Annotated in this window: 22 protein-coding genes and 1 tRNA gene; 20 read left to right on the top strand and 3 right to left on the bottom strand. The window is 39.6% G+C overall.

Annotation, left to right across the window (positions count from 1 at the left end; translation table 11 throughout):
• The first annotated feature begins 5 nt into the window (after positions 1-5).
• The 3 genes from ACOB80_RS09640 to polA all read left to right on the top strand — a co-directional run bounded on the left by ACOB80_RS09640 (position 6) and on the right by polA (position 5,304).
• A complete protein-coding gene (locus ACOB80_RS09640; protein WP_473165611.1) occupies positions 6-860 on the top strand; it encodes a sterol desaturase family protein in 855 nt (284 codons plus the stop codon).
• Between the two features lie 162 nt (positions 861-1,022).
• Positions 1,023-1,868: a histone deacetylase family protein gene (locus tag ACOB80_RS09635; protein ID WP_473165871.1), complete on the top strand. Its 846-nt coding sequence runs from the start codon at positions 1,023-1,025 to the stop codon at positions 1,866-1,868.
• Between the two features lie 691 nt (positions 1,869-2,559).
• Positions 2,560-5,304 carry a DNA polymerase I gene (gene polA / locus ACOB80_RS09630; RefSeq protein WP_473165610.1) on the top strand — a complete coding sequence of 915 codons (2,745 nt, stop codon included), beginning with the start codon at positions 2,560-2,562 and terminating at the stop codon, positions 5,302-5,304.
• A 436-nt stretch (positions 5,305-5,740) separates the two neighbouring features.
• Here the strand turns inward: polA and ACOB80_RS09625 are convergent, their stop codons facing one another.
• Positions 5,741-5,926, bottom strand: coding sequence for a type II toxin-antitoxin system antitoxin (locus tag ACOB80_RS09625; RefSeq protein ID WP_473165609.1), 186 nt, complete (start codon positions 5,924-5,926; stop codon positions 5,741-5,743).
• Between the two features lie 71 nt (positions 5,927-5,997).
• A complete protein-coding gene (locus ACOB80_RS09620) occupies positions 5,998-6,864 on the bottom strand; it encodes an SPFH domain-containing protein (protein WP_473165608.1) in 867 nt (288 codons plus the stop codon).
• A gap of 191 nt (positions 6,865-7,055) precedes the next feature.
• On the opposite strand from ACOB80_RS09620, the gene ACOB80_RS09615 reads away from it, so the two are divergent.
• The 7 genes from ACOB80_RS09615 (at position 7,056) to hemN (ending at position 18,333) form a co-directional block, all read left to right on the top strand.
• On the top strand, positions 7,056-9,209 hold the full coding sequence (locus tag ACOB80_RS09615) for a prolyl oligopeptidase family serine peptidase (RefSeq protein WP_473165607.1): 2,154 nt from the start codon (positions 7,056-7,058) through the stop codon (positions 9,207-9,209).
• Between the two features lie 268 nt (positions 9,210-9,477).
• Positions 9,478-10,818, top strand: a complete 1,341-nt coding sequence (locus ACOB80_RS09610; RefSeq protein ID WP_473165870.1) for a M16 family metallopeptidase — start codon at positions 9,478-9,480, stop codon at positions 10,816-10,818.
• Complete coding sequence (locus ACOB80_RS09605; protein ID WP_473165606.1) at positions 10,805-12,196, top strand: M16 family metallopeptidase; 1,392 nt, start codon at positions 10,805-10,807, stop codon at positions 12,194-12,196. Before ACOB80_RS09610 ends, ACOB80_RS09605 begins: the two co-directional genes overlap by 14 nt.
• A gap of 19 nt (positions 12,197-12,215) precedes the next feature.
• A complete protein-coding gene (locus ACOB80_RS09600) occupies positions 12,216-15,083 on the top strand; it encodes an insulinase family protein (RefSeq protein WP_473165605.1) in 2,868 nt (955 codons plus the stop codon).
• Positions 15,084-15,751: 668 nt separating this feature from the next.
• Complete coding sequence (locus ACOB80_RS09595; protein ID WP_473165604.1) at positions 15,752-16,354, top strand: GTPase-activating protein; 603 nt, start codon at positions 15,752-15,754, stop codon at positions 16,352-16,354.
• Between the two features lie 8 nt (positions 16,355-16,362).
• On the top strand, positions 16,363-16,851 hold the full coding sequence (locus tag ACOB80_RS09590; protein ID WP_473165603.1) for a DUF2489 domain-containing protein: 489 nt from the start codon (positions 16,363-16,365) through the stop codon (positions 16,849-16,851).
• A 111-nt stretch (positions 16,852-16,962) separates the two neighbouring features.
• A complete protein-coding gene (gene hemN, locus ACOB80_RS09585; protein ID WP_473165602.1) occupies positions 16,963-18,333 on the top strand; it encodes an oxygen-independent coproporphyrinogen III oxidase in 1,371 nt (456 codons plus the stop codon).
• 40 nt (positions 18,334-18,373) lie between these two features.
• Here the strand turns inward: hemN and ACOB80_RS09580 are convergent, their stop codons facing one another.
• Positions 18,374-18,916, bottom strand: a complete 543-nt coding sequence (locus ACOB80_RS09580; RefSeq protein WP_473165601.1) for a DUF1285 domain-containing protein — start codon at positions 18,914-18,916, stop codon at positions 18,374-18,376.
• A gap of 137 nt (positions 18,917-19,053) precedes the next feature.
• Here ACOB80_RS09580 and ACOB80_RS09575 point away from each other — a divergent pair.
• The 10 genes from ACOB80_RS09575 (at position 19,054) to ACOB80_RS09530 (ending at position 24,263) form a co-directional block, all read left to right on the top strand.
• Positions 19,054-19,129: transfer RNA gene (locus tag ACOB80_RS09575), tRNA-His, on the top strand.
• 358 nt (positions 19,130-19,487) lie between these two features.
• A complete protein-coding gene (locus ACOB80_RS09570) occupies positions 19,488-19,790 on the top strand; it encodes a hypothetical protein (protein WP_473165600.1) in 303 nt (100 codons plus the stop codon).
• A 91-nt stretch (positions 19,791-19,881) separates the two neighbouring features.
• Positions 19,882-20,160: a hypothetical protein gene (locus tag ACOB80_RS09565; protein ID WP_473165599.1), complete on the top strand. Its 279-nt coding sequence runs from the start codon at positions 19,882-19,884 to the stop codon at positions 20,158-20,160.
• A 136-nt stretch (positions 20,161-20,296) separates the two neighbouring features.
• Entirely contained in the window at positions 20,297-20,713 is a 417-nt protein-coding gene (locus ACOB80_RS09560) for a hypothetical protein (protein ID WP_473165598.1), read from the top strand.
• 120 nt (positions 20,714-20,833) lie between these two features.
• Complete coding sequence (locus ACOB80_RS09555; protein ID WP_473165597.1) at positions 20,834-21,259, top strand: hypothetical protein; 426 nt, start codon at positions 20,834-20,836, stop codon at positions 21,257-21,259.
• Between the two features lie 183 nt (positions 21,260-21,442).
• Positions 21,443-21,757, top strand: a complete 315-nt coding sequence (locus tag ACOB80_RS09550) for a hypothetical protein (RefSeq protein WP_473165596.1) — start codon at positions 21,443-21,445, stop codon at positions 21,755-21,757.
• Positions 21,758-21,864: 107 nt separating this feature from the next.
• Positions 21,865-22,206, top strand: a complete 342-nt coding sequence (locus ACOB80_RS09545; RefSeq protein ID WP_473165595.1) for a hypothetical protein — start codon at positions 21,865-21,867, stop codon at positions 22,204-22,206.
• A gap of 117 nt (positions 22,207-22,323) precedes the next feature.
• Positions 22,324-22,752 carry a hypothetical protein gene (locus ACOB80_RS09540; RefSeq protein ID WP_473165594.1) on the top strand — a complete coding sequence of 143 codons (429 nt, stop codon included), beginning with the start codon at positions 22,324-22,326 and terminating at the stop codon, positions 22,750-22,752.
• 614 nt (positions 22,753-23,366) lie between these two features.
• Positions 23,367-23,603 (top strand): hypothetical protein, encoded by a 237-nt coding sequence (locus tag ACOB80_RS09535; protein ID WP_473165593.1) that lies wholly within the window; start codon positions 23,367-23,369, stop codon positions 23,601-23,603.
• A 117-nt stretch (positions 23,604-23,720) separates the two neighbouring features.
• Positions 23,721-24,263 (top strand): hypothetical protein, encoded by a 543-nt coding sequence (locus tag ACOB80_RS09530; RefSeq protein WP_473165592.1) that lies wholly within the window; start codon positions 23,721-23,723, stop codon positions 24,261-24,263.
• Positions 24,264-24,432: the final 169 nt, after the last annotated feature.

The raw sequence follows: 24,432 nt of genomic DNA, 5'->3' as shown, positions 1-24,432 counted from the left end.
CTACGATGGAAATGGCTAGTGAACTTGGAAATTTTATCTTCCTCATCGGCTTATTATTGTTAGTTATCCTTGAGGCTATTTGGTTAATCTTGCTGAAAAAACAAAGCTTTCCTTGGCAAGAAGCTAGCGCTAACTTCGGTGTTGCCGTGCTTAAGCGACTAGTGGATTTAGCGACTTATGGAGCGGCTGCGGGTGTATTGTTTTGGGCTTATGAATATCGTCTCTTTACCATTGAAATAAACAGCGTATTTGTTGGTGTAATTTACTTTTTCTTCTTTGAGTTGGTTTATTATTGGCACCATAGGTGGGCACACGAAATCAGATGGATGTGGGCAACGCATAGTGTTCATCACTCCTCAGAGCATATGAATTTATCCGTTTCTGCTCGACTTGGCTTTACCGGACTTATTTCGGGTAGCGTGTTGGTGTTTTTGCCGCTTGTGTTTGTAGGCTTTCATCCATTGTTGGTGATGTTAACCTTGGCGGTAAGCTTGTTTTATCAGGTCTTTTTACATACGGAACTTGTCGGAAAACTTGGTCCATTAGAATGGCTGTTAAATACACCGTCGCATCACAGAGTGCACCATGGTTCGAATAGACAATATTTAAACAAAAACTATGGTGGTGTGTTAATTATATTTGATCGACTATTTGGTACCTTTGCTGAAGAGCAAGAATCGGTAGTATACGGCTTAACCGTGCCGATAAACACGCAAAACCCATTAAAAATTTCACTAAGTGAATGGTTGAATATTTTTAAAGATGTCAGACAAGCAGCAACGATTTCACATGCTGTTGGTTATATGTTTGCACAACCAGGCTGGCGCCCTAAAAAGGGGGATAATGAGCATAAGTCCTAACCCTCCATTTCAATATGTCTGGATGTAGCAGCATTGCGAATCAAAATCGCTCTGGGTAGACTAGGGCGATTATTTTTCGCTGTATCCTGTGAGCCTTTCTTGCTGCCGCTTATTTATCACGACAATTACTCATGCCCGTTCCCTGAAAATCACCGCTTTGTGATGTCAAAATTCGTGCGCTTGTATCAATATCTACAAAAAAATGGCTACGTAAAAAGTAACATCGTAAGGCCGAAGAAAGCATCGATTGATTGTTTAGCAACAACGCATGATAAAGCGTACTTGCAAGCAATGTTTTCAGATTCACTCGATGCTAAAGTTTGGCGTCGTGTAGGGCTGCCTTGGAGTGAAGGGCTCATTGAGCGTACGATGACAGCACCTAATGGTACGTTGTTAACTGCCAGAGCTGCGTTAAAGAAGGGGCTTGCTTGCCATTTGGCTGGCGGAACTCATCACGCCCATTATGATTTTGGCTCAGGCTTTTGCATGGTTAATGATCTTGCTTATGCGGCCAAACAGCTGCTTGATGAAGGGCGGGTGAATAAAGTGCTTATATTTGATTTAGATGTTCATCAAGGGGACGGAACGGCAAGTATTCTTGCTGATGAACCTCGCGCTTACACTTGCTCTATTCATTGCCAGAAAAACTTTCCATTTCGAAAAAGCGATAGTGATCTTGACGTGGGTTTGCCCATTGGTATGCAAGATCAAGAATACTTGGCGGTAGTTAACGATACTTTAGCTCAGCTTATTAGTGAGCAGAAGCCAGACATAGTGTTATATGACGCCGGCGCCGATGTTTGGCAACATGATGAACTTGGTCATTTAGACATTAGCTGGCAAGGTGTTAAAGCGCGAGATGAGCAAGTTATTGCTCAATGTATTAACGCCAATACTCCTGTGGCAACGGTTATTGGTGGCGGTTATGACAAAGATCATAATCGCTTGGCTGAACGTCATGCGATTGTCGTTGAAGCGGCGTATGCCATGTGGAAAAAATACGCTTAATGAAGCAAATTACTGAAAGTAAAATTTGAAACTTTCATTGTTACTTTAGAGTAAAAAGTCAAAAATAGCCGCTAACAAAGACAGAATCACGCTTATGATTTTTAGTTATTTGAACCTTTAATATTTCTTTAAAAATATTTTAATATTCCGCTGGTAATGGCAGAAAATTCTGGTAATCTCTTTTACCCCCAATGAGGAAATTAGATGCTTTTTTGTTCAGCTTTCGGATGCTGTTTAATCATTTATCCACATTGGCCAAAATTAATAATAAAAACAATATTTAAAGGATTAATTCTTACCTTTTTGTATATAAAACAATAGTTTGTGTATTTGTATTTACCATAATTTCGTTTTGGGATTTGTGGGGTTTTTTGATGTTTTTAACAAACTTATCCACAGGTTGACCTTCGCTAAGTTACTCAATATCAGGTAAAAAATTAAGGTACAACGACTTACTCACCAAATGCTGTGCTCAGCTAGACCATTTAAGAGAAAACATCTCGTCATATACTTTTAGGGCGCTAGTTTGTGTTAGTCGCCGTTTTGGCCTTGAGCCTGCTCAATGTCGCACATAATTGCAACAAGCTGTTTAAAAGATATTTAAATCGCGCTAATTCTTTTATTCAACGCTAGAGTGTCTTTGCTGAATATGTCATCCTTAGCAAAATTTTAAATAACAACCTAAAGTGTCATGACTAGCTCTACTCTCTCACCTCTAATTCTCGTTGACGGCTCATCATATTTGTTTCGTGCTTATCATGTGCCTTACCTTCAGGCATTGTCGACAGCAGATGGCCAACCAACAGGGGCTATTACTGGCGTGCTAAATATGATTCGTAGTCTTAAAAAAGATTACCCTAACGGCAATATTGTTGTGGTTTTTGATGCGAAAGGAAAAACCTTTAGAAACGATATGTACCCTGAGTACAAAGCCAATCGACCACCAATGCCTGATGATTTGCGCACACAAATTGCACCACTTCATGAAATAATTGCAGCCATGGGTTTACCATTGCTCGTAATCGAAGGTGTAGAGGCCGATGATGTGATCGGCACCTTGTCAGAACAGGCTTCAAAGTTAGGCATTGAAACGGTAATCTCAACGGGTGATAAAGATATGGCGCAGCTGGTAAATCCTCATGTGCGCTTAATTAACACCATGACCAATGTCGAAATGGATGAAGCCGGTGTTATCGAAAAATTTGGTGTTCGCGCAGATCAGATCATTGATTATCTTGCCTTGATGGGAGACAAGGTTGATAACATTCCTGGTGTTGAGAAGTGTGGACCAAAAACTGCGGTAAAATGGTTAACGCAACACGAAACCCTAGAGCAAGTTATCGCTACCGCTGATCAAGTAAAAGGTAAGATCGGTGAAAACCTAAGAAATGCCTTAGAGCAATTACCGCTTTCTAAGGAGCTTGCCACGATTAAGTTAGATGTAGAACTTGATGAGCCTGTTGAGGCGCTTCAGCCGAAGGAAGCCGATAAAGAAAAGCTGACTGAGTTGTACACTAAATTTGAATTACGTCGATTGTTGCAGGACCTAAATAAAGGCGAGCAAAGCCAAGAACAAGCTTCGGACGCTTCAGAAGATACTACACCAACAGTTGCTGCACCTGAAAAGTGTGAATATCACACTGTGTTTACTAAAGAAGAATTTGCAGCGCTTAAAGCCAAATTAACCGAAGCAGATTATTTTGCCTTTGATACGGAAACCACCAGTATTGACTACATGCAAGCTGAGCTCGTTGGTATGTCATTTGCGGTAGAAGCCGGTCAAGCATACTACATTCCACTTACCCATGATTATGAAGGTGCGCCAGAGCAGTTAGATCGCGATTGGGTCTTGGCTGAACTTAAACCATTATTAGAAAGTACAGAGGTAGTAAAGGTCGGTCAAAATCTTAAATACGATGCTAACGTACTGAGTCATTATGATGTAGAAGTAAAGGGTATCGGCTTCGACACCATGATTGAATCATACTGTTTTAACAGCGTTGCCACACGCCACAATATGGATGCTTTGGCTGAAAAATACTTAGACTACAAAACCGTACATTTTGAAGATATTGCAGGCAAAGGTAAGAAGCAGTTAACCTTTAATCAAATCGATATTGAAAAAGCAGCTCATTACGCGGCAGAAGATGCCGATATTACCTTGCGCTTGCATCAGGCAATTTTTCCACAACTAGAGAAGTTGAAAGGTCAACTATCGGTCTTTCATGAAATAGAGATGCCATTACTACCCGTGTTAGCGCGCATGGAACAACATGGTGTATTGGTAGATAGCGACTTATTAAATGAACAAAGTCATGCCATTGGTATGCGTTTACAAGAATTAGAAGTAGAAGCTCATAATATTGCTGGGCAAAGCTTTAATTTAAGTTCACCTAAACAGCTTCAACAAATTCTATTTGAAGACCTTAAAATTCCGGTTATCAAGAAAACGCCAAAAGGTGCGCCTTCTACAGCAGAAGAAGTGTTGCAGGAGTTAGCGTTAGACTACCCACTTCCAAAAGTGATTTTGGAAAACCGTGGCCTAAGTAAATTAAAGTCTACTTATACAGACAAATTACCGTTAATGGTGTCGCCGAAAACCGGTCGTGTCCATACTTCTTACAATCAAACGGTTGCTGCGACAGGTCGATTATCGTCAACCGATCCTAACTTACAGAATATTCCAATTCGCAGCGAAGAGGGTCGTAAGATTCGCCAAGCCTTTATTGCTCCAGAAAACCACAAAGTTGTTGCCATTGATTACTCGCAAATCGAACTGCGCATTATGGCGCATTTATCAGCTGATCCCGGTTTAGTGGCGGCATTTAGCGAAGGTAAAGACGTTCATAGAGCAACGGCAGCAGAGATTTTTGCAGTAGACCTTGATGATGTCACCAGCGATCAACGTCGCAGTGCTAAAGCGATTAATTTCGGTTTAATTTATGGCATGTCAGCTTTTGGCTTATCAAAGCAACTGGGCATTATGCGTAATCAAGCGCAAGAATATATGGATAAGTACTTTGAACGTTACCCTGGTGTACTAAAGTACATGGAAGAAACGCGTGAGCAGGCAAGCAGCCAAGGTTACGTTGAAACCTTATTTGGCCGTCGATTGTATTTACCAGATATTAAATCTAAAAATGCGATGCGTCGTAAAGGTGCAGAACGCGCTGCTATAAACGCACCGATGCAAGGTACAGCTGCCGATATTATTAAGAAAGCTATGTTAGCTGTTGATGCCTGGATTGAAGAGCAAGGCGATGCTCGTGTCAAAATGACGATGCAAGTACACGATGAGCTTATCTTTGAAATTCATGAAGACATTGTTGATAGCACAGTAGAAAAGCTGGTCGATATTATGAATAAAGCGGTTGAGCTTGATGTGCCGTTAATTGCCGAAGCGGGTTTAGGTGAAAACTGGCAACAGGCGCATTAGAGTTAAACAAAAATTGTTCAATTTAATTGAAAGTTTTTTGAACAATTCCCTGTCTCATTAAATAGCATTACTACACAGCGTAGTATTTGTTCCCTTTACTGTAATGCTTCCGGTTGTTTGGCCTCTTCGTAAGTAGAGGCCATTTTTTTCTCTTTTGTTTACACGCTTTGCTATTTTATGAAATTTTATTACAAAAAACTTGTGTAACTAGAGTTATTACTCTATACTGCTCGCATTCGTTGGAGACAACGTTTTTAAAAGTTTTAGATTCTAGCTTTCCTCAATAGCTGACGAGCCGACACTAAGTTGTCGGCTTTTTTTTACCCTAAAAATGTAATTTAATTACACACATCAATATAAGGTCATTTATTCCTAGGATAGCGAATAAAATAAAAACCCACTGGTGTGCAGTGGGCTTTCAGCATCTAGTTGGCGGCTATTCATCTACCGGGTCGATAATTGGCGTTATCGGTTTAGGCTTACTCCTGCCCGATTTACGTAACGCGTCTCGTAGCACATATTCGATTTGTGCATTCAAGCTTCTTAATTCATCGTCAGCCCATTGTTGCATAGCGCCCAGAATCTCTTCATTGATCCGTAAAGGGTATGCTTTTTTAGCCATGATATTCTCTCAAAAATTCGTTGATAACCTGAATAGAAACGCAAAAGAGAGCCAAAGGCTCTCTTTTGTCATTAGTATAAGCTACCAGTGTTAACAACAGGTTGTGCAGCTTCATCACTACATAATACTACAAGTAGATTACTGACCATAGCGGCTTTACGTTCGCTGTCTAATTCGACAATGTCACGTTCAGATAAATTATGTAGCGCCATTTCTACCATGCCAACGGCACCTTCTACCACTTTTTGTCTTGCCGCGATAATTGCCATTGCTTGTTGGCGTCTTAGCATAGCATTGGCAATTTCCGGCGCATAAGCTAAGTGACTGATACGTGCTTCAATAACTTTTACACCAGCTTTGTCTAAACGTTCTTGTACTTCATTTTTCAACGCTTCACTGATTTCCACTGGGCTACTTCTCAATGAAATCTCTTCGTCTTCATGATTATCATAAGCATAGCTAGTGGCCAAATTACGCAATGCAGACTCACTTTGAATGGAAACGAAGTCTTCGTAATCATCAACTTGGAAAATAGCTTCTGCTGTATCAACCACTTCCCATACGATAACCGCAGCAATTTCTATCGGGTTACCTGATTTATCATTGACTTTAAGCTTGCCACTTTCAAAGTTACGAACACGCATAGATACGTTTGATTTACTGTAAAATGGGTTTGCCCAACGAAGTCCTGGACTGTGTACTGTACCGACATATTTACCAAATAACTGCAGTACTTTTGCTTCTTTTGGATTGACCATAAAAAAACCAAACCAGCAAATAAATACCACGATGAAAACCAATACACCTAGGGCAACCATCAAACCAGAGCTAGCTTTTATGCTCATGATCGTGCCATAACCACTAAGTGCTTGAAGAAACAATAAAACAAAGATAAATCCAATCCCATTAGGGGCTTTTACTTCTTTTTCAGTAAACATAATACTCTCCATGAATATCAATCAGTGTGATATCACTATGATATCATTTTGTGGTTTTTGCAAGCTTTTTTGTCAACCTTGTTGAACAATCATTCGATAAACTAACGTAAATGAGAGGTTAAGTAGCGTTTAAATTTAGTGGTGTTTTGTCTATGCTAATTTGAACAAAAATAAAAATTTATGAGGCATACATGAGAATCAAATCGCCGCTTTTGGCAAGTTTAGTTTTTGCGGGAGGAGCGCTAGTGCAAGCCAGCACATTTGCGAGCACACCTGATACCGAAAAAGGTCATCAATATCCAAAAACAGAAAAAGGCTCAACAATTGATATTTACTTTGGTAACAAAGTTGCTGACCCTTACCGCTGGCTTGAAGATGACATGAGTGATGAAACCGCTAAGTGGGTTAAAGATCAAAATAAAGTGACTTTTGATTACTTAGACAACATTCCATATCGTGAGCAATTAAAAGATCGTTTAGCTGAAATGTGGAACTACGAAAAAGTAGGGGCCCCATTTACACGTGGCAAATACACTTACTTTTATCGCAATAACGGCCTACAAAACCAATACGTGGTTTATCGTCAATTAGGCAATGGTGAGCCAGAAGTTTTCTTAGATCCAAACACTTTCAGTGAAGACGGTACGACGTCATTGTCTACGTTATCGTTTTCAAAAGATGGCTCGATCGCTGCATATGCCATTTCTGAAGGTGGTAGTGATTGGCGAAAAGTGATGGTGATGGACGTTGAAACCAAGAAAATCATCGAAGAGCCATTAGTTGATGTTAAATTCTCTGGTATTTCTTGGTTTGGTAACGAAGGCTTCTATTATTCAAGCTATGACAAACCAAAAGGCAGCGAGCTTTCTGCTAAAACCGATCAGCATAAACTCTACTACCATAAGCTAGGTACTAAACAATCAGAAGATACTCTAGTTTTCGGTGGCACAGCAGCTGAAAAGCATCGTTATGTTGGCGGTCGTGTAACAGAAGATGATAAATACCTATTAATCAGTGGCTCCGTTTCCACCTCTGGTAACCGTTTGTTCATCAAGGATTTAACCAAGAAAGATGCCAAGTTAGTGACCATTTTAGATGACACCAACTCTGATACTTACTTGTTAGATAACCTTGATAGCAAACTATATTTTGTTACCAACTTAAATGCGCCTAACAAGAAAATTGTTACGGTAGACGCAAAAGATCCTAAACCTGCCAACTGGCAAGACTTTATCGCGGAAACTGAACATGTACTATCGCCGAGTAAAGGTGGTGGCTACATATTCGCAGAATACATGGTTGATGCCATTTCAAAGGTGAGTCAGTACGATTACCAGGGTAAAAAAGTACGTGACGTAAAACTGCCGGGCGTTGGCAGCTCAAGCGGTTTTTCTGGCCGTAAAGAAGACAAAACTTTGTTCTATAGCTTCACTAATTACAAAACGCCTTCAACGATTTACTCGTTTGAAGTAGATAATGGTAAAGCGGATGTCTTTAGAAAATCTGGCGCAAAGTTCGACAGCGATCTATATGAATCAAAGCAGGTTTTTTACACTTCGAAAGACGGTACGAAAGTACCTATGATTATTACGTATAAAAAAGGCATTAAGCTTAACGGCAAGAACCCAACTATTTTGTATGGTTACGGTGGCTTTAACGTGAGCTTAACGCCAAGCTTTAGTGTGACTCGTGCAGTTTGGTTAGAGCAAGGTGGCGTTTACGCTGTGGCTAACTTACGTGGTGGCGGTGAATACGGTAAAAAATGGCACAAAGCGGGTACTCAAATGCAAAAACAAAATGTATTTGACGACTTCATTGCTGCTGCAGAGTATCTCATTGATGAAAAATACACGTCTTCTGATTACTTAGCGATTAATGGCGGCTCTAATGGCGGTTTATTAGTTGGTGCGGTAATGACGCAGCGTCCAGAGTTAGTGCGTGTTGCGCTGCCTGCTGTAGGTGTTTTAGATATGTTGAGATATCACACTTTCACAGCTGGAGCGGGTTGGGCGTACGACTATGGCACAGCAGAACAAAGTGAAGAGATGTTCAATTACCTCAAAGGTTACTCGCCAATTCACAACGTGAAAAAAGGGGTAAAATACCCTGCGACTTTGATTACCACAGGCGATCATGACGACCGCGTTGTTCCTGCACATTCCTTTAAATTTGCCGCTGAGTTGCAAGACAAACAGTCAGGTGAATTACCAACGATGATCCGTATTGAAACTAATGCCGGTCATGGTGCAGGTACGCCAGTTGCTAAAACTATCGAGCAATATGCAGACATTTTTGGCTTTACGTTATTCAACATGGGCTTTGAAGCCTTACCTAATTCACAGTAATTACGGTTGAATGAAAACTGGTCGGCACAACTTGCTGGCCAGTTTTTTCACAATACCTTTCCACATTTAGCCCATTTATCCTACTTTCTAGCGCAACTACTAGAAAATGTATGTCATATCCGTTAAATTTTTGTAACAAAAAATAGCAGCTAGTGATGTTTGCTTCGCAAAATAAGCGCTACTATTTCACGTTGGGAGATCGTTCTTAGAACGAAATTAAAAATACATAATTTGCCTCATGGGAACGCAAATTACTTGTTGGAGAAAAATAATGAAGTTACTCAAGGCACTGGTTGCTTGTAGCGCCTTGCTTTTGGCAAGTCATGCGTCTGCTACCAAAGTCGACGACGTTAAAAGCTTCACCCTGAAAAATGGGATGAAGATCATGGTATTGGAAGATCACTCTATTCCAAATGCCAATATGTACTTATTTTGGAAAGTTGGTTCACGCAACGAGTACCCTGGCATAACTGGCTTAGCACACTTTTTTGAACACATGATGTTTAACGGTGCGAAAAAATACGGCCCGAAAATGTTCGACAGAACCATGGAAGCAGCTGGTGGCGCAAACAACGCTTACGCGACTGAGAACTTAACGGTTTACACAGATTGGTTCCCTGCATCTGCCATTGAAACTATGTTCGACCTAGAAGCTGATCGTATTGCTCATTTGGCCATTGACGAGTCTATGGTTGAAAGTGAGCGCGGAGTCGTCATGTCTGAGCGCAGCACTGGCTTAGAAAACTCGAATTACCGTACTATTTCTGAAGAAGTAAAAAATGCGGCATTTCGTGCACATCCATACAGCTGGTCAGTTATTGGTCACGAATCAGATATTGAAAACTGGACCATGGATGATTTGCGTAAATTCCACAAAACGTATTATGCGCCAAATAATGCTGTTGTTGTTATTGCCGGTGATGTAACCGTTGAACAAGTAAAGAAATTAGCGAAGAAGTACTTCGAACCAATTCCAGCACAGCCTGAGCCACGCAAAGTTCATACTATTGAGCCAGAGCAAAAAGGTGAGCGTCGTGTTTACGTAAGAAAAGAATCTGTTACTACGCCTAATATTTTAATGGGCTTTCACATTCCTGAAAACAGACACCCTGACTACTATGCGTTAGATATTTTGTCAGATATTTTAACGTCAGGTAACAGTTCTCGTATGGAGTCTAGCCTAGTAAACGGTGAGCAAATCGCGAGTACGGTATTTAGTTACGTGCCTGAAACGATAGATCCTAACCTTTTCTACATCTACGGCGTTGCCGCGAAAGATGTTTCAGCGCAGCAATTAGAAAAAGGTATTATCAAGCAAATCAACAAAGTCATTAAAGAAGGTGTTACTGAGCGTGAATTACAAAAAGTGAAAAACGCTAAGCTAGTAAACTTCTATCGCACCATGTCTACCATCAACGGTAAAGCCAACACTATTGGCAGTTATGAAATGTACTTCGGCGATTATAAAAAACTATTTAATGCGCCTGAGTATTACAGCAAAGTAACCGCAGCCGATGTACAGGAAGTTGCGAAAAAATACTTAAGAAAAGCAAACCGCACTGTTGGTGTTTTATCATCTGAAGAGGACTCTACTGATGAAGATCTTTAATGTTTTAGCTGCATGTTGTTTATTAGCTACAAGTAGTGCTTCTTGGGCAGGTTATAAGCTGCCAACATATGAAAAAGTAACGTTAGACAATGGTTTAACTTTGTATTTAATGGAGCAAAATGAAGTTCCATTGATAGATGTAAACGTGGTAATCAAAGTTGGCGCTATCGACGATGGTACAGCAGCTGGTCTTAGCTACTTTACTGCACGTAATTTATCGTTAGGGACAAAATCTTTAGATAAAGCTACCTTTGACGAAACTGTCGATTTTGTTGGTGCCGATATTTCTACATCAGCCAACTATGAATTTAGTAGCGTTTCAGCATCATTTGCAAAAAAAGACAGTGATGAAATTCTACCAATCCTGCGTGATGTGGTATTGAACCCTCGCTTTGACGAAACCGAATTTGGTAAGTTGAAAACGCGTCACTTACTTAATTTAACGCAAAGTAAAGAGAGCCCACGTGCGGTTATCAACAATTACTATAACCGTTTGTTGTTCGGTAATGCAGGCTACGGTGTTGCGCCTCAAGGTAATCAAGATTCAATCGAGAAACTCACGTTAGATCAAGTAAAAGCACATCATGCAAAATGGTATGCAGCAAACAACGCCGCGGTTATCGTGGTGGGTGACTTTGATGCCGCTAACATGAAAAAGCGTATGGAAAAGCTATTTGGTAGCTGGAAAGCAAGTAAAGCACCATTAAAACAAGCGACGTTAACTAAAGCCAAACCGGCGAAAAAATCTAACCTAGTATTAGTTGATAAAGGCGATGCGCGCGAATCAACTTTCTTAATCGGCGGCAAAGGCATTACCCGTAGTAACCCTGATAGCGTTGGTATTTCGGTAATCAACACCATTTTAGGTGGTCGTTTCACTTCATGGTTAAATGATGAATTACGCGTAAATGCTGGTTTAACTTATGGGGCTCGTAGTCGCTTCAACTCGTTCAGTAAAGACGGTACTTTCTCTGTTTACTCGTACACGAAAACTTCAACCACCATTGAAACAATTGACCTAGCGTTAGAGACGTATCAGCGTTTATGGAACAAAGGTATTGATGAAAAAACATTAGCTTCAGCAAAAGCCTATGTAAAAGGTCAATTCCCACCAAAGTATGAAACATCTGGCGCGTTAGCTAATTTGCTATCAAACATGTATGGCTACGACTTCGATGAAGCGTATATCAATACCTTTGAACAGCAAGTGGATTCGTTAACGGTAGAAAAAACTAAATCGCTGATTAAAAAATATTTCCCTAAAGAAAACTTACAATTTGTTGTGGTAGGCAATGCCAATGACATTCGCGATCAAGTGAAAAAGTATGGTGATATTTCGGAAGTTAACATTAAAGATGTTGGCTTTAATATTAAATAAATAGAAGGAAGCATAAACGTTGAAAAATTGGACTTTACCGGTGTTACTGGCATGCGCTACGGCTGCGTGTCAGCAAACCTCCACAGATTCGACTACGTCAGCAGCAAGTAAGACAGAACAGTCTGCAATTGCTGGTGTAAACTTGGTTGAGCAAGTAAAAGCGCAGCCGGGTAAAACGGTTATTCCTTATCGTAAGTATGAGTTAGATAACGGGTTAACGGTTATTCTTCATGAAGATAATTCAGACCCGCTAGTGCATGTTGATGTTACTTATCATGTCGGCTCAGGTAGAGAAGATATTGGCAAGTCAGGTTTTGCTCACTTTTTTGAACACATGATGTTCCAAGGCTCAGAAAACGTAGCAGACGAACAACACTTTAAATTAGTGACTGAAGCAGGTGGTACCATGAACGGTACCACTAACTCAGACCGTACTAACTACTTCCAAACAGTACCGGCAAACCAACTTGAGAAAATGCTTTGGCTAGAAGCCGATCGCATGGGCTTTTTGGTAGATGCTGTTACGCAGGAAAAGTTTGAAGTACAACGTGAAACAGTGAAGAACGAACGTGGACAACGTATTGATAACCGCCCTTATGGTCGTTTAAATGAGCGTGTTTCTGAAGCGCTTTATCCAGTAAACCATCCATATTCTTGGCCGGTTATTGGTTACATGGAAGATTTAAATCGTGTAGATGTTAACGATCTTAAAGCTTTCTTCTTGCGCTGGTACGGTCCAAACAATGCTACTGTTACTATTGGTGGTGATATTGACGTTGAACAAACACTGACACTAGTGAAAAAGTACTTCGGCTCTATCCCTCGTGGTCCAGAAGTTGGTATGCCTGAGAAAACAGCAGTAACGCTTGATGCCGACCGCTATATTTCGATGGAAGATAATGTTCACTTACCATTAGTTTACATGTCTTACCCAACAGTATCAGTTCGTCATGAAGACGAAGCGCCATTAGATGTGCTTTCAAGTATTTTAGGTGGCGGTAAAACCTCATTGCTCTATAAGAACTTGGTGAAAAACCAATTAGCAGTACAAGCGTCAGTAAGCCACCCGTGTGCTGAGCTTGCTTGTACGTTTAACTTGTTAGCTTTACCTCATCCAGCGTCAGGTAAGAACTTAGCCGATATCGAGAAGATTATTCGCGATACCTTGGTAGAGTTTGAAACTCGTGGCGTACAAGATGATGATTTAGCGCAAGTAAAAGCAGATATGGAAGCTGGTTTTATCTTTGGCTTACAAAGTGTTTCAGGAAAAGTTAGTGCATTAGCAGCCAATGAAACTTTTACTGGTAACCCTAATTACATTGAGCAAGATATCGCACGTTATAACAATGTAACTAAAGCCGATGTTATGCGTGTTTATAATCAATACATCAAAGATAAGCACGCGGTTATCATGAGTGTTGTTCCTAAAGGTAAGTTAGATCTTATCGCTGCCAAAGATAATTTCACACCACCGAAGCGCGATCTTGATTCTGTTGTTAAGGTAACGGCAAACGATCTTAAAGTGCGTAAAGCAACAGATAACTTTGACCGCAGCGTAATCCCTACAGCAGGCGCCAACAAGGCGGTTGGTGTGCCAGATATGTGGCGCAAGTCGCTTGGTAACGGTATTAAAGTGTTAGCTGCACAGAGCACAGAAACACCAACAACTTCTATGTTGCTCAAGATCCCAGCCGGTAACTACTATGTTGATAAAGATAAAGCAGGTTTAGTGAGTTTATTGGCGCGTACGCTAAATGAGTCAACAACTAAACGTAGCGCAGAAGATATGAGTAAAGAGCTAGACAAACTAGGTGCGTCTGTTTATATCTCTGCAAGCGACAAATACCTTAACGTTAGCATTAATACCCTAACGAAAAACATTGATGCGACATTAGCCTTGGTGAATGAGAAATTGATGTCTCCTGCCTTTGTTGAGTCTGAATTTGCGCGTAACAAAAGTAATGCTATTCAAGGCGCTATTAATGGTAAAAAAGATGCTGGCTACTTAGCTTCAACGGCTTACTATCAATTGCTTCACGCCGATAACATTGCCGCTAAGCCAAGTGGTGGTAGCGAAGAAACACTAGCCAATATTACCCTTGAAGACGTTAAAGCTTTCTACAATGCGCAAGTTAAGCCTGCCAATAGTCAGCTAATTGTTGTGTCTGATATGGATCAAGCACAGGTTGAAAAAACCATTAGTGTTTTTGAACCGTGGAAAGGTAAAGGTAAAGCGTTAGATCTTGAGCTAGCCATGCCTGAAACCAAAATGGGTGTTATTTACTTAGTGAATAAAGATGACGCGGCACAGTCTGCTATTCGTATTGGTAAGCGCTCGATGACTCGTGATATTACAGGTGAGTTCTATAAGTCTTACTTAATGAACTTCCCGTTAGGTGGCGCATTTAACAGCCGAATTAACCTTAATCTACGTGAAGACAAAGGTTATACCTACGGTGCTCGTTCATACTTTAGTGCTGATAAGCTAGCAGGATTCTACACGGCGTCTGCAGAAGTTCGCGCTGATGCTACTGATAAATCAATTGTTGAGTTTGTTAAAGAAATTGAGAACTACAGCAAAAATGGTATCACAGCAGAAGAGTTAGCTTTCATGCGTAACGCGATTAATCAAAAAGATGCGTTAAAGTATGAAACACCTCGCGCTAAATTGAGCTTCTTAGCGCAGATTTTAGAGCATGATTTATCGCCAAGCTTTGTTAAAGAGCGCAGTGACATCGTTGCTAGTATTTCTGCTGACGAGATTAATGCACTAGCTAAGAAACACTTAAACTTAGACGAGATGTTGATGGTAGTTGTTGGCGACGCCAAAACACTTAAACCTCAGTTAGAAGAGCTAGGTTATAAAGTTATTAATCACGAAATTTAAACATTTGTGATAAAAAGCCCCGCCTTTTGGTGGGGCTTTTTTTATGAGCAAAGGAAATTATTAGGAAATAGACCATTACTCTTGTAAGACATTTGCCATTATAACTCCGTGTTAACGATGAATTAACTGGTAATACCTCTGAAAATAGTCAAGAGTTACAGATTGTTACATTTACTAATCAATAATTGTACGATAAGTGTGCAAAATTTTGCTTGTCCTCCCCTCTGAGTCAGGTAAAGTATATGCAGCTGTTAACACTACAGCGCTAAAAAAAGGACAGTAATATTCAGGTATGGAAGCTGATTATTCTATTTTTCTTTTTTAATATGGATGGTTTACTTAGCATCAGGATGATGACTAAAAGAGTCCGGGAGGACGTTAAAGGATAGCTCAAGAAAGTGTCAGGAAGACCGAGAAATACAAAGTAAAGGGAAGCTAGAAACAAAAATCGGGAACATTTGTCAGACAACAGGGACTGTAATTTAGGTTAGGATAACCAGATAAGATTAGGAACATAATATACTTGCTGAGAACAGCAACTATCATTTCCGGAAACGGTGGCATTGCCACCGTTTTTTCTTTTTGGCGATTTAAAAATAATTTCGCTAACTAAAAACCTTCAACTAAAGTAAAATACACATCATTGTTAGTAATTGAGTATTGCGTTTATGACCCGCAAGAAAAAATCCAGAAATCCAAATAGTGCTCCTATTACGCTTTCTAAGGCAGAGCGTAAAAAGCTGGCAGAAATGAAAGAAAAGCGCGTAAGAAAGCCTACCGGTAAAAAGCCAGGTAATCGCCAACAAGAAGGTGCCCAGAAAAAATCGACGACAAATACGTCGAATAAAGCAAAAGATCCAAGAATTGGCAGTAAAAAGCCAATTGAATTAGGCGCACCAATCAAAGCTCAAGCACAGCAGAAGAAAAAGCCAGTTAAACAAGCTGAAAAATCGTCACCGATAGCGAAAATTCGCGTTGTGGAAACCACGCAAAGTGTTGATGCTATTAGCGAGCAAATAGAGGCTATTGAAAACAATGCCGAGTTACAGGCGGTTGTAGAAAAGCAAGAAGCTGGACAAGCGTTAACAGAAGCGGAAGTGGACGTGTTCAACGAATTGATGGAGCAGTATCATCAGTTGCAAGAACAGCTGCTTGAGCTTCAAAGCGATGAAGAAGGTGAAGACGAATATCCAGCAGGCGATTTAGACGATGACGCCTTGTGGGATAAACTAGACGCAGACTTTGACGTATTTGACCCTGATAAAGAGTAAATCCCATCATGAGTACAACTTGGATGATGCTTATCATCGCTGGCGCACTAATTATTGCCGGCTTAGCTTTTTACGCAGGGCGTTTATTGTTTCAAGTAAAAGCTCAACAAAAAAAACGTGAACAAGCCCAACAAGAACATCAAAAAAAACTAGCGGCGCACGACGTTAAGGTGCTCGATAGTGTGGTGATTATCGTGCGTGCAATGAAAGAAGAGCAATGTGATATTTCAGAGGGCTGTTGGCGTTTAAGTGTGTTATTAGATTCATTGAAAACTAGCGAAAATTTGAGTCTTGAATTTCCTGCAATTTTTGAGCTATATCAGCGTATTAGTCATATGCCGATATTAGAGGAGCGTAAAAAGCTCGCTAAAAAAGAGCGAATGAAATTAGATTTAGAGCGCACTAAAATCGAAAACGAATTGTACAGCGATGTTTTTGCTAATTTAGACTTGCTGCACAACTATGCTGAAGAGAGACTAACTGCGTTAAAGCAGTAACCTCTTTTCTCTTCTTAGGTTACAAATAAATACCAAAAGGTTGCGTTTGATCAACAAAGAGCTGACGCAAATGTAATAAAATTGTTCGGTGATTGATGACTAGGAAATTTCATGCAAGCCGAACAGTTTTTTGACCCTACACTTCTGAGCAAATACAACACCAGTGGCCCACGGTATACCTCTTACCCTACTGCGTTAGAGTTTCAGTCGGGTTTTACTAGTGCTGCTTTGGCGTCGGCGATTCAAGCGTCACCCAACCGTGAACTGTCGCTATATGTTCACATTCCGTTTTGTCATTCGCTTTGCTATTACTGCGGCTGTAATAAAGTGGTCACTCGTCATCGTGACAAAGCCGATATCTATCTAGATTATCTAGAAAAAGAAGTATTATCGCGTGCTTCGCTTTTTAAAGATTACACCGTTAAACAGCTGCATTGGGGCGGCGGGACACCAAGTTTCTTAACCAAAGAACAAATTACCCATTTAACTCAGTTGTTAAAAAGCCATTTTAACTTTGCCGAAGATGCTGAGATGGGTATCGAAATAGACCCTAGAGAAATTGAGTTAGACTTGGCAGATCACTTATGGAGTTTGGGTTTCAATCGTTTGAGCTTAGGCGTTCAAGATATCGACGAGAAAGTTCAAGAAGCGATAAACCGCGTACAATCGACCGAATTCTTAGCTGAATTTATCGCTCATGCTAAAACCGTGGGTTTTAATTCTATCAATGTCGACTTAATTTACGGCTTACCGCATCAAACACAGGAAACTTTTGGCAGAACCTTAGCACAAGCGAAAGCAATGGATGTCGATAGAATTTCGCTGTTTAGTTATGCTCACTTGCCGTCTCGCTTTGCCGCTCAGCGTAAACTGAGAGATGAGTGGTTGCCAAATGCCGCACAAAAATTTGCGTTAATGAAGCAAGCGATAGAAACGTTATGTGACTATGGTTACGACTTTATCGGTATGGATCATTTCGCTAAACCAACGGATGAACTAGCCATTGCTCAGAAAAATGGAACGCTACATAGAAATTTCCAAGGATATACCACTCACGGAAACTGCGACTTACTAGGCTTAGGTGTATCTTCTATTAGCGCTATTGGTAATTGCTACAGCCAGAACGAAAAAGACCTAAAAACCTATTATCAAGCCATCGACGATAAAGCACATGCAATCGACAAAGGCGTAACGTTAAGTGAAGATGATTTAATTCGTGGCGATGTTATTCGCGAACTTATGTGTAACATGCATCTAAACAAAGCTGAGATTGAAACTAGGTACGGTATTCAATTTGACCAGTACTTTAGCGAAGAGCTGGAGATGCTAAGGTGTTTTGTTGAAGATGGTATCGTAACCTTAACTGAAGACACTATTCACGTCTCGCAGCGCGCCCGTTTGTTAATTCGCATCATTTGCATGACGTTTGATGCTTATATGAAGCAGCACTTAAATCAGCAGCGTTTTTCACGCGTTATTTAGCTTAAGGCTCGATACTCATTAGATGCTGTGAGCTATAACGCTAGATAAAACCAAGGTTAATAGTTTGCTCGCCACTGGTAAACGTCATGGCGGGCTTACCGTTTACAGCATTTTCTTTCGCTAAATCAACCCACTGATAATAAACATTGCGGTGTACTTTTGCCGTTAAATTGCGCCTTACAGTCACTTCTAACGTACCATCATCATTTAAGATGACCGGGTGCTGTAAATCGAGTAAAAAAGCATCATCTAAATTAGTGGCCACCGCCATGGTTGTATTTGTATCGTCACTCCACTCCCATTGTGAGAGGACAAAAGGGCAGTCATCTACCTGTATTTTTACTTTCTCTACAGGGGTTACTAAAAAGTATTCATCCCCTTCGCGTTTCAAAACAGAGGCAAACAACTTTACCAAAGCAATTCGTTTAAATGGCGTGCCATTATAAAACCAACTGCCATCACTTTTTATTTGCAGGTCAATCTCACCGCAATATGCCGGATCCCATAAGTCAACAGGAGGTAAGGCTGGCTTCCCCTCTTTGTTTAACGAAGAAAGTTGCTCCATTAATTTGTCTAAAGCCATGACGGATCCTCGTAAATATCAATTGCTCTAATTCTAACAAATATTTTCACTTTTTTGATGATAATCCTTGTCAGCATTTCCAATGTGCATTAGAATTCGCGCACTTCGTTGGTATTACTAACGAACGTTTCTCAGTGGTGGCATTAGCTCAGTTGGTAGAGCCCTGGATTGTGATTCCAGTTGTCGTGGGTTCAAGTCCCATATGCCACCCCACTTTTCTCTCTGAAATTCTTATGTTCACGGATTAACATAGCTTTGGTGGCACCACGGCAGGAATCACTGTGTGATTCTGCAAATACCCGTTAGCGCGCGTTCAAGACCCAAGTGCCACCGCGTTTTTCTATCTAAAAATCATTATATGCATAGCGAGCCATTTTCATCTTCGTTAAATAAAACTCTTGGTTTCTCCGAGCCAATATTACGTTGAAGATTGTATAAATTGTTGCTAACGTACTAAAAATATTAAATAAAAATTAGCGTGAAGTGACTAGGTACAAAATATTTTATTTGGTGTTAATGAGAATTCACGCTAATACGCTGTTATACGTTTCTATTGAATGGTGTAAGTTCGGTGTCTGAAGAAGCAATTGAAATAGCGAAGAAGTTGCTGAAAAGCGATGACGATTACTTAAATAATGTAATTAAACTTTTGCGTATTGGTAATAATAAATATGGTCAATGCTGGGATACGGAATATCATATCTTTGGTGAAATAGCTTCTGAAACAGATCATTTGCCGCTAAATCATGTTAGGTCAAAATGTTCAAAAGAGTTTCTAGTTAGAGCTGACAAAGAGTTAGTTGAAACTATCGAATATTATCGAGATTATGTTTTCAAAGCCTGTAACATCATAATAAGTAGCAAAAACGTATAACAAGTCGCTCAATGGGACAAATATCAGTTGGCTTTTGTTCCTGCGTCACTTATTTTAGCCAACTAATATTTGCCCCTTAGCGGGGCGTTATATGAATCTTGGTATGGTTGAAGTCATCATCGTAATTTTCGTTGGTTTTATCTTGATAAAAGCGGTTCGTCATTCGCGAAAAGTTAACAAAGATTTCTCTCAACTTGATAAACAGCAAAAAGATGAGTTGGTTGAATTAGTCAATTCCAATCCAAAAAAGTATTTCCTGTCAGGTGGTTCATATACGAAACTACCTAAGCCGTTAGCAATCATCGGAAATATTCTAGCTATTTGTGTAATTTTGTTTTTTGTGGTCTTATTTATCGCATCACTTTCATAGCGTTATTGGTTTAAATTCATATAACAAGTCAATTAAGTGCGGGACTGCTAAAGCTTGGCTCAGTTCCGCTACGCTACACAAGTATAGCCAAGCGTAATCAGCCCCTTATTGGGGCGTTAGTTGCCTATGGAGAGTCATGAGAAATTTTATAATCTGTGTGCTTTTATTTTTTTGTTCTTCAGTCGCTTTAAGCGACATTGAGTTACTTGCTAAGGCCGCACAAACGACAGATTATTTGAATTTCAATCCTGATTCCAAAGAAGAATTCAATACAAAATCAGAATATCTGGGTGAGTTAAGCGGAAAATTTAAACTCTATAATCATACGTATTACTTTAATAATAATTCTAGAGCTGGTCATAGGTTAGTAATTCTGTCGAAATCTGGTGAACTGATAGGTATGTATGCAGTTAATGACTGGGCTACTTCTGTAAAAGACAAGTGTGTATATTTCCCATTTGAGGAAGACTCTGGAAATAAGATTTGCTTAAACAATGGCTCTTTTCCCGAACAGGCTTGGATCGATGGTGAGCTGCCGCTACTGTTTAAATAGGCAACTAACAAGTCAATCAAGTGAGCGACAAAAATCAATTGGCTTGTAGCTCGTTCCTCGCTAAAGTATAACCAATTGATTTTATGCCTCTTATTGAGGCGTTATGTTTTTTGGATAGTTATGACTCAAATCAATAGTAATGGAATGGTTAAAAAGCAAAGTAGATTAGAAGTAATTCTCAATATTTTAGGCTTTCTTTGCTTTATAGTAATAGCCAACCTTTTTCCTTCTGGCTATCCAATTATCCAAGAGGATAGCTTGGTAGGATTTTGGCTTATTCCTGCGGCTTTTTTATTCGCTTTAAGAAATATTGAAATTTTTATAGAAGACGGAAAAAATGTGCCTCAATATTTAATTATTTTTATAGTTAAAATAGGACATGGTGTATGGATCGGCTTGTCTTTTGGCACAGTATTAATCTTAAATGCTTGGTACGCTAATCCGAATGGTGAAACATTTGAACCATTATTAATAGCTGTAACATTAAGCGCTGGTTCTACATCTTATGTTATTAACGAATTAAGAAAATTAATAAAAAAAACATAACAAGCCAATCAAGCACGGGACTGCTAACAGCTTGCTCGGTTCCGCTTCGCTTCACAGTTTAGCAAGCTATTACCATCCCCTTATTGGGGCGTTAGCTAGCACATGAGACCTCTATATAAATTCTTGATCATTGTTGAGGCCATAATTGGGTTTGGTCCTCTAGTCTTATTGTTAGGGTTTGGCTTGATCACTATTCCCATTTCAATCATGGGTATTTTAGATGGTTATTATGGCGCACTGATTATGCTACTAATAGAGGTCGGCGGCTTTTTAGGTATGTTCGCGTTTATCTCCGTTTTGATGCATATATTAGAGCCTAATAAGTATTTTTTATCTTTTATTAAATTACGTTTATTTATAATTTGCGGCTTTTGCTCAATTTTGGGATTTGTGTTTATGTCAGGTATAAATATAGAGCTTATTTGGCTTTTAATACCTGTAGTTGTAGCCGCACATTTTATTTATTTAGGCCGCAAATATGTGTTTTCTGCTAGCTAACAAGTTACTCAAAAGGACGCAAAACGCTTGGCTTGCGCTCCTTCGTCGCTAATTTTAGCCAAGCATTTATGCGCCCATTGGTAAGGCGTTAGCTGTACAAGGAAATCATGAGTAACATCAAGTTTCACTCAAAATGGGAAGCAGAAATTGAAACCGAAGAAGTGGTCAATTCAGGAACTTGGTATTACCAAAACGAAATCCCATATACTGCGAAATTGATTAAGCAAAAATGGAACTATAAAAGTACTGATTTGCCAATTCTGGATGAAATACTTGAAGCACCATTTTGTGACTACATTGATTACTCTATTAGTGATGAAGGTGTTTTGTACTTTTGGCGTTTTGAAACTAATGGAAATAAGAGTTCTAGCCCTGTTTTTCCAACGTATTTCCTAGCAAGAGACTATATAAATACTTATGGTTATAAATACGAATTGGATAAGAGTTAAGTACAGCTAACAAGCAACTTAAGCGGGACAAATAAAGCTTGGCTTTTGTCACTGCGTTCCAAATTATAGCCAAGCATTAATTTGCCCCTTAGTGGGGCGTTGTATTGCAGGAGAGTTATGCGAAGCCTTTTAATCTTGTTGCTTTTTCCCTTTCTAAGTTTGGCTTCTTCGGTTTCAATTTCGTCCAAAACTTTAACCCCTGAACAAGCAAATGAGTTGGGTATATATAGGTTAACGTCGGAAAATGTTCAAAGTAATTGGATCGTTTTAGTTTATCCAAACAAAACAATGAAAGCTGAATTATCGGAAGTCATTGTTACATTGAGTGAGGATGGGAAGCTTATAACCACTTTTCCTGTCCAAGTTAGAAATTTTGAAATTTCTCCATTAAAAAGGCTTGATGTGGTTCTAGAGGAAAAAACTAAGCGTAATATGGAAGTTTCATTTACTTATGGCGCAATCAACTATGTCATTGAAAATGTAATGGAATTAAAGGGTATTGAATACAATGAGTTTGTTAAGCAATATAACAAGCGCATTAAGTGAAGGGACTGCTAAAGCTTGGCTCGGTTCCGCTCCGCTACACAGTTTAGCCAAGCATTATCAGCCCCTTATTGGGGCGTTAGGTGCCTAGAGTATTTATGATGCTTGACCAGTTAAAGACTAGATATAAGTTGCTTACTCACATGATTTCCTTATTTTGTGTTTTACCTAGTTTTTATGGGATGTATAAGCTACAACCACTTTGGGAGTATTTAGAATCTGAATACTCGAGAGGTGTAGTTGGAATCGTTTTTCTGGTATGTATAATCTTTCTTTTTATCGTAAATACCATTGCTGTGTTTTTTTGCTACAGGGAAATATTGAAGTTTTTCTACCCATTATCTAATAAGCAGTTTTGGGATTTAGCCTGGTGTAGATGGTATCCTAGTAATTGGTTTCAATAAGCACCTAACAAGCGCATTAAGCACGGGACTGCTAACAGTTTGCTCGGTTTCGCTCCGCTTCACATTTTAGCAAACTATTAACCAGCCCCTTATGCGGGCGTTAGGTAGTTACTGGTGTTCGAGTTCTGTATTCAAAAATCCTATACGAGTGATGAGTTGCTTGTATCATTCTTTTCAGACTCAAAAGATAATGAGTTTAGAGAAGCTCTAAAAATGATTATGGAACCGCACGGATTTAGTTGTAGGTTTGATGAATATCATATCTACATTGATATGTGCCGTGGCGACAGAAAGTTAAAGCATTTAACTATTTCATCTGATGAATGGTGTGTTTTTGGTGAAACTAATACATGGGGCAACAATGTAGAGTTGAACCATGAATTAATAAATTGGCTGAAAGCGAAACTACTTAATAGTGGTTATTTCAAGCTTAGAGATAAAACTACCTAACAAGCTGTTAAAGTGCGGGACTGCTAACGTTTGGCTCGGTTTCGCTTCGCTACACATTGCAGCCAAACATTACTTAGCCCCTTATGCGGGCGTTAGGTGCTATGAGCAAGGAAGCCGATGACTGATAACTCGCAAAGCTTAAAACCACTTTTAGATTTGATGCAATGCAGAAAATTAAAAGAAGTAAAAAAGCTAGCTAAAAAAATTGAAATATCTAGTGATGGTCTTTTTAAACTCATATTGTTAGCGCAAGCAGAAAAGCTTGATGTTTTCCCATACTTACACCAAATTCATTGTAGAGAGCATCAACCAGAACACCTTCATTTAACAGATAAAGATTTAAAAGGCATTGCAAATAACGGTGTCGGTAAATTAGAAGGTGGTGCAATCAAAGCCATGTCAAAAGTTAACCAAATGTTCAGAGAGAGAAAGTGGACTGTTGGTCATATGTTTTACACACCAGACTTTAAATTCTGGCATTTTTTCTACTTTGATCTCAAAGATATGGCAACTGAAAATAACCATTGGAAATTTGGCGGGAGCCACGTACATTATATTTCGGACTTAAATCCACAATACACAGCGGAGTCGGCTTGGGAGCAGTTTACTAGTGGTTCAAAGTCTTTCGGTGGTGATGTACATTTAAAATATAGGAAATAGCACCTAATAAGCCAATCAAGTGACGGGACTGCTAAAGCTTGGCTCAGTTTCGCTTCGCTACAGAGTTTAGCCAAGCATTTATCTGCCCCTTATTGGGGCGTTAGGTACACGGGGTTAGTCTTGTATAAATTTTTAACTTTCATCTTGATTCTATTTCTTCAAGGATGCC

The sequence above is a fragment of the Thalassotalea coralli genome (assembly GCF_055786205.1).
This window is presented reverse-complemented; position numbering and strand designations above follow the sequence as displayed.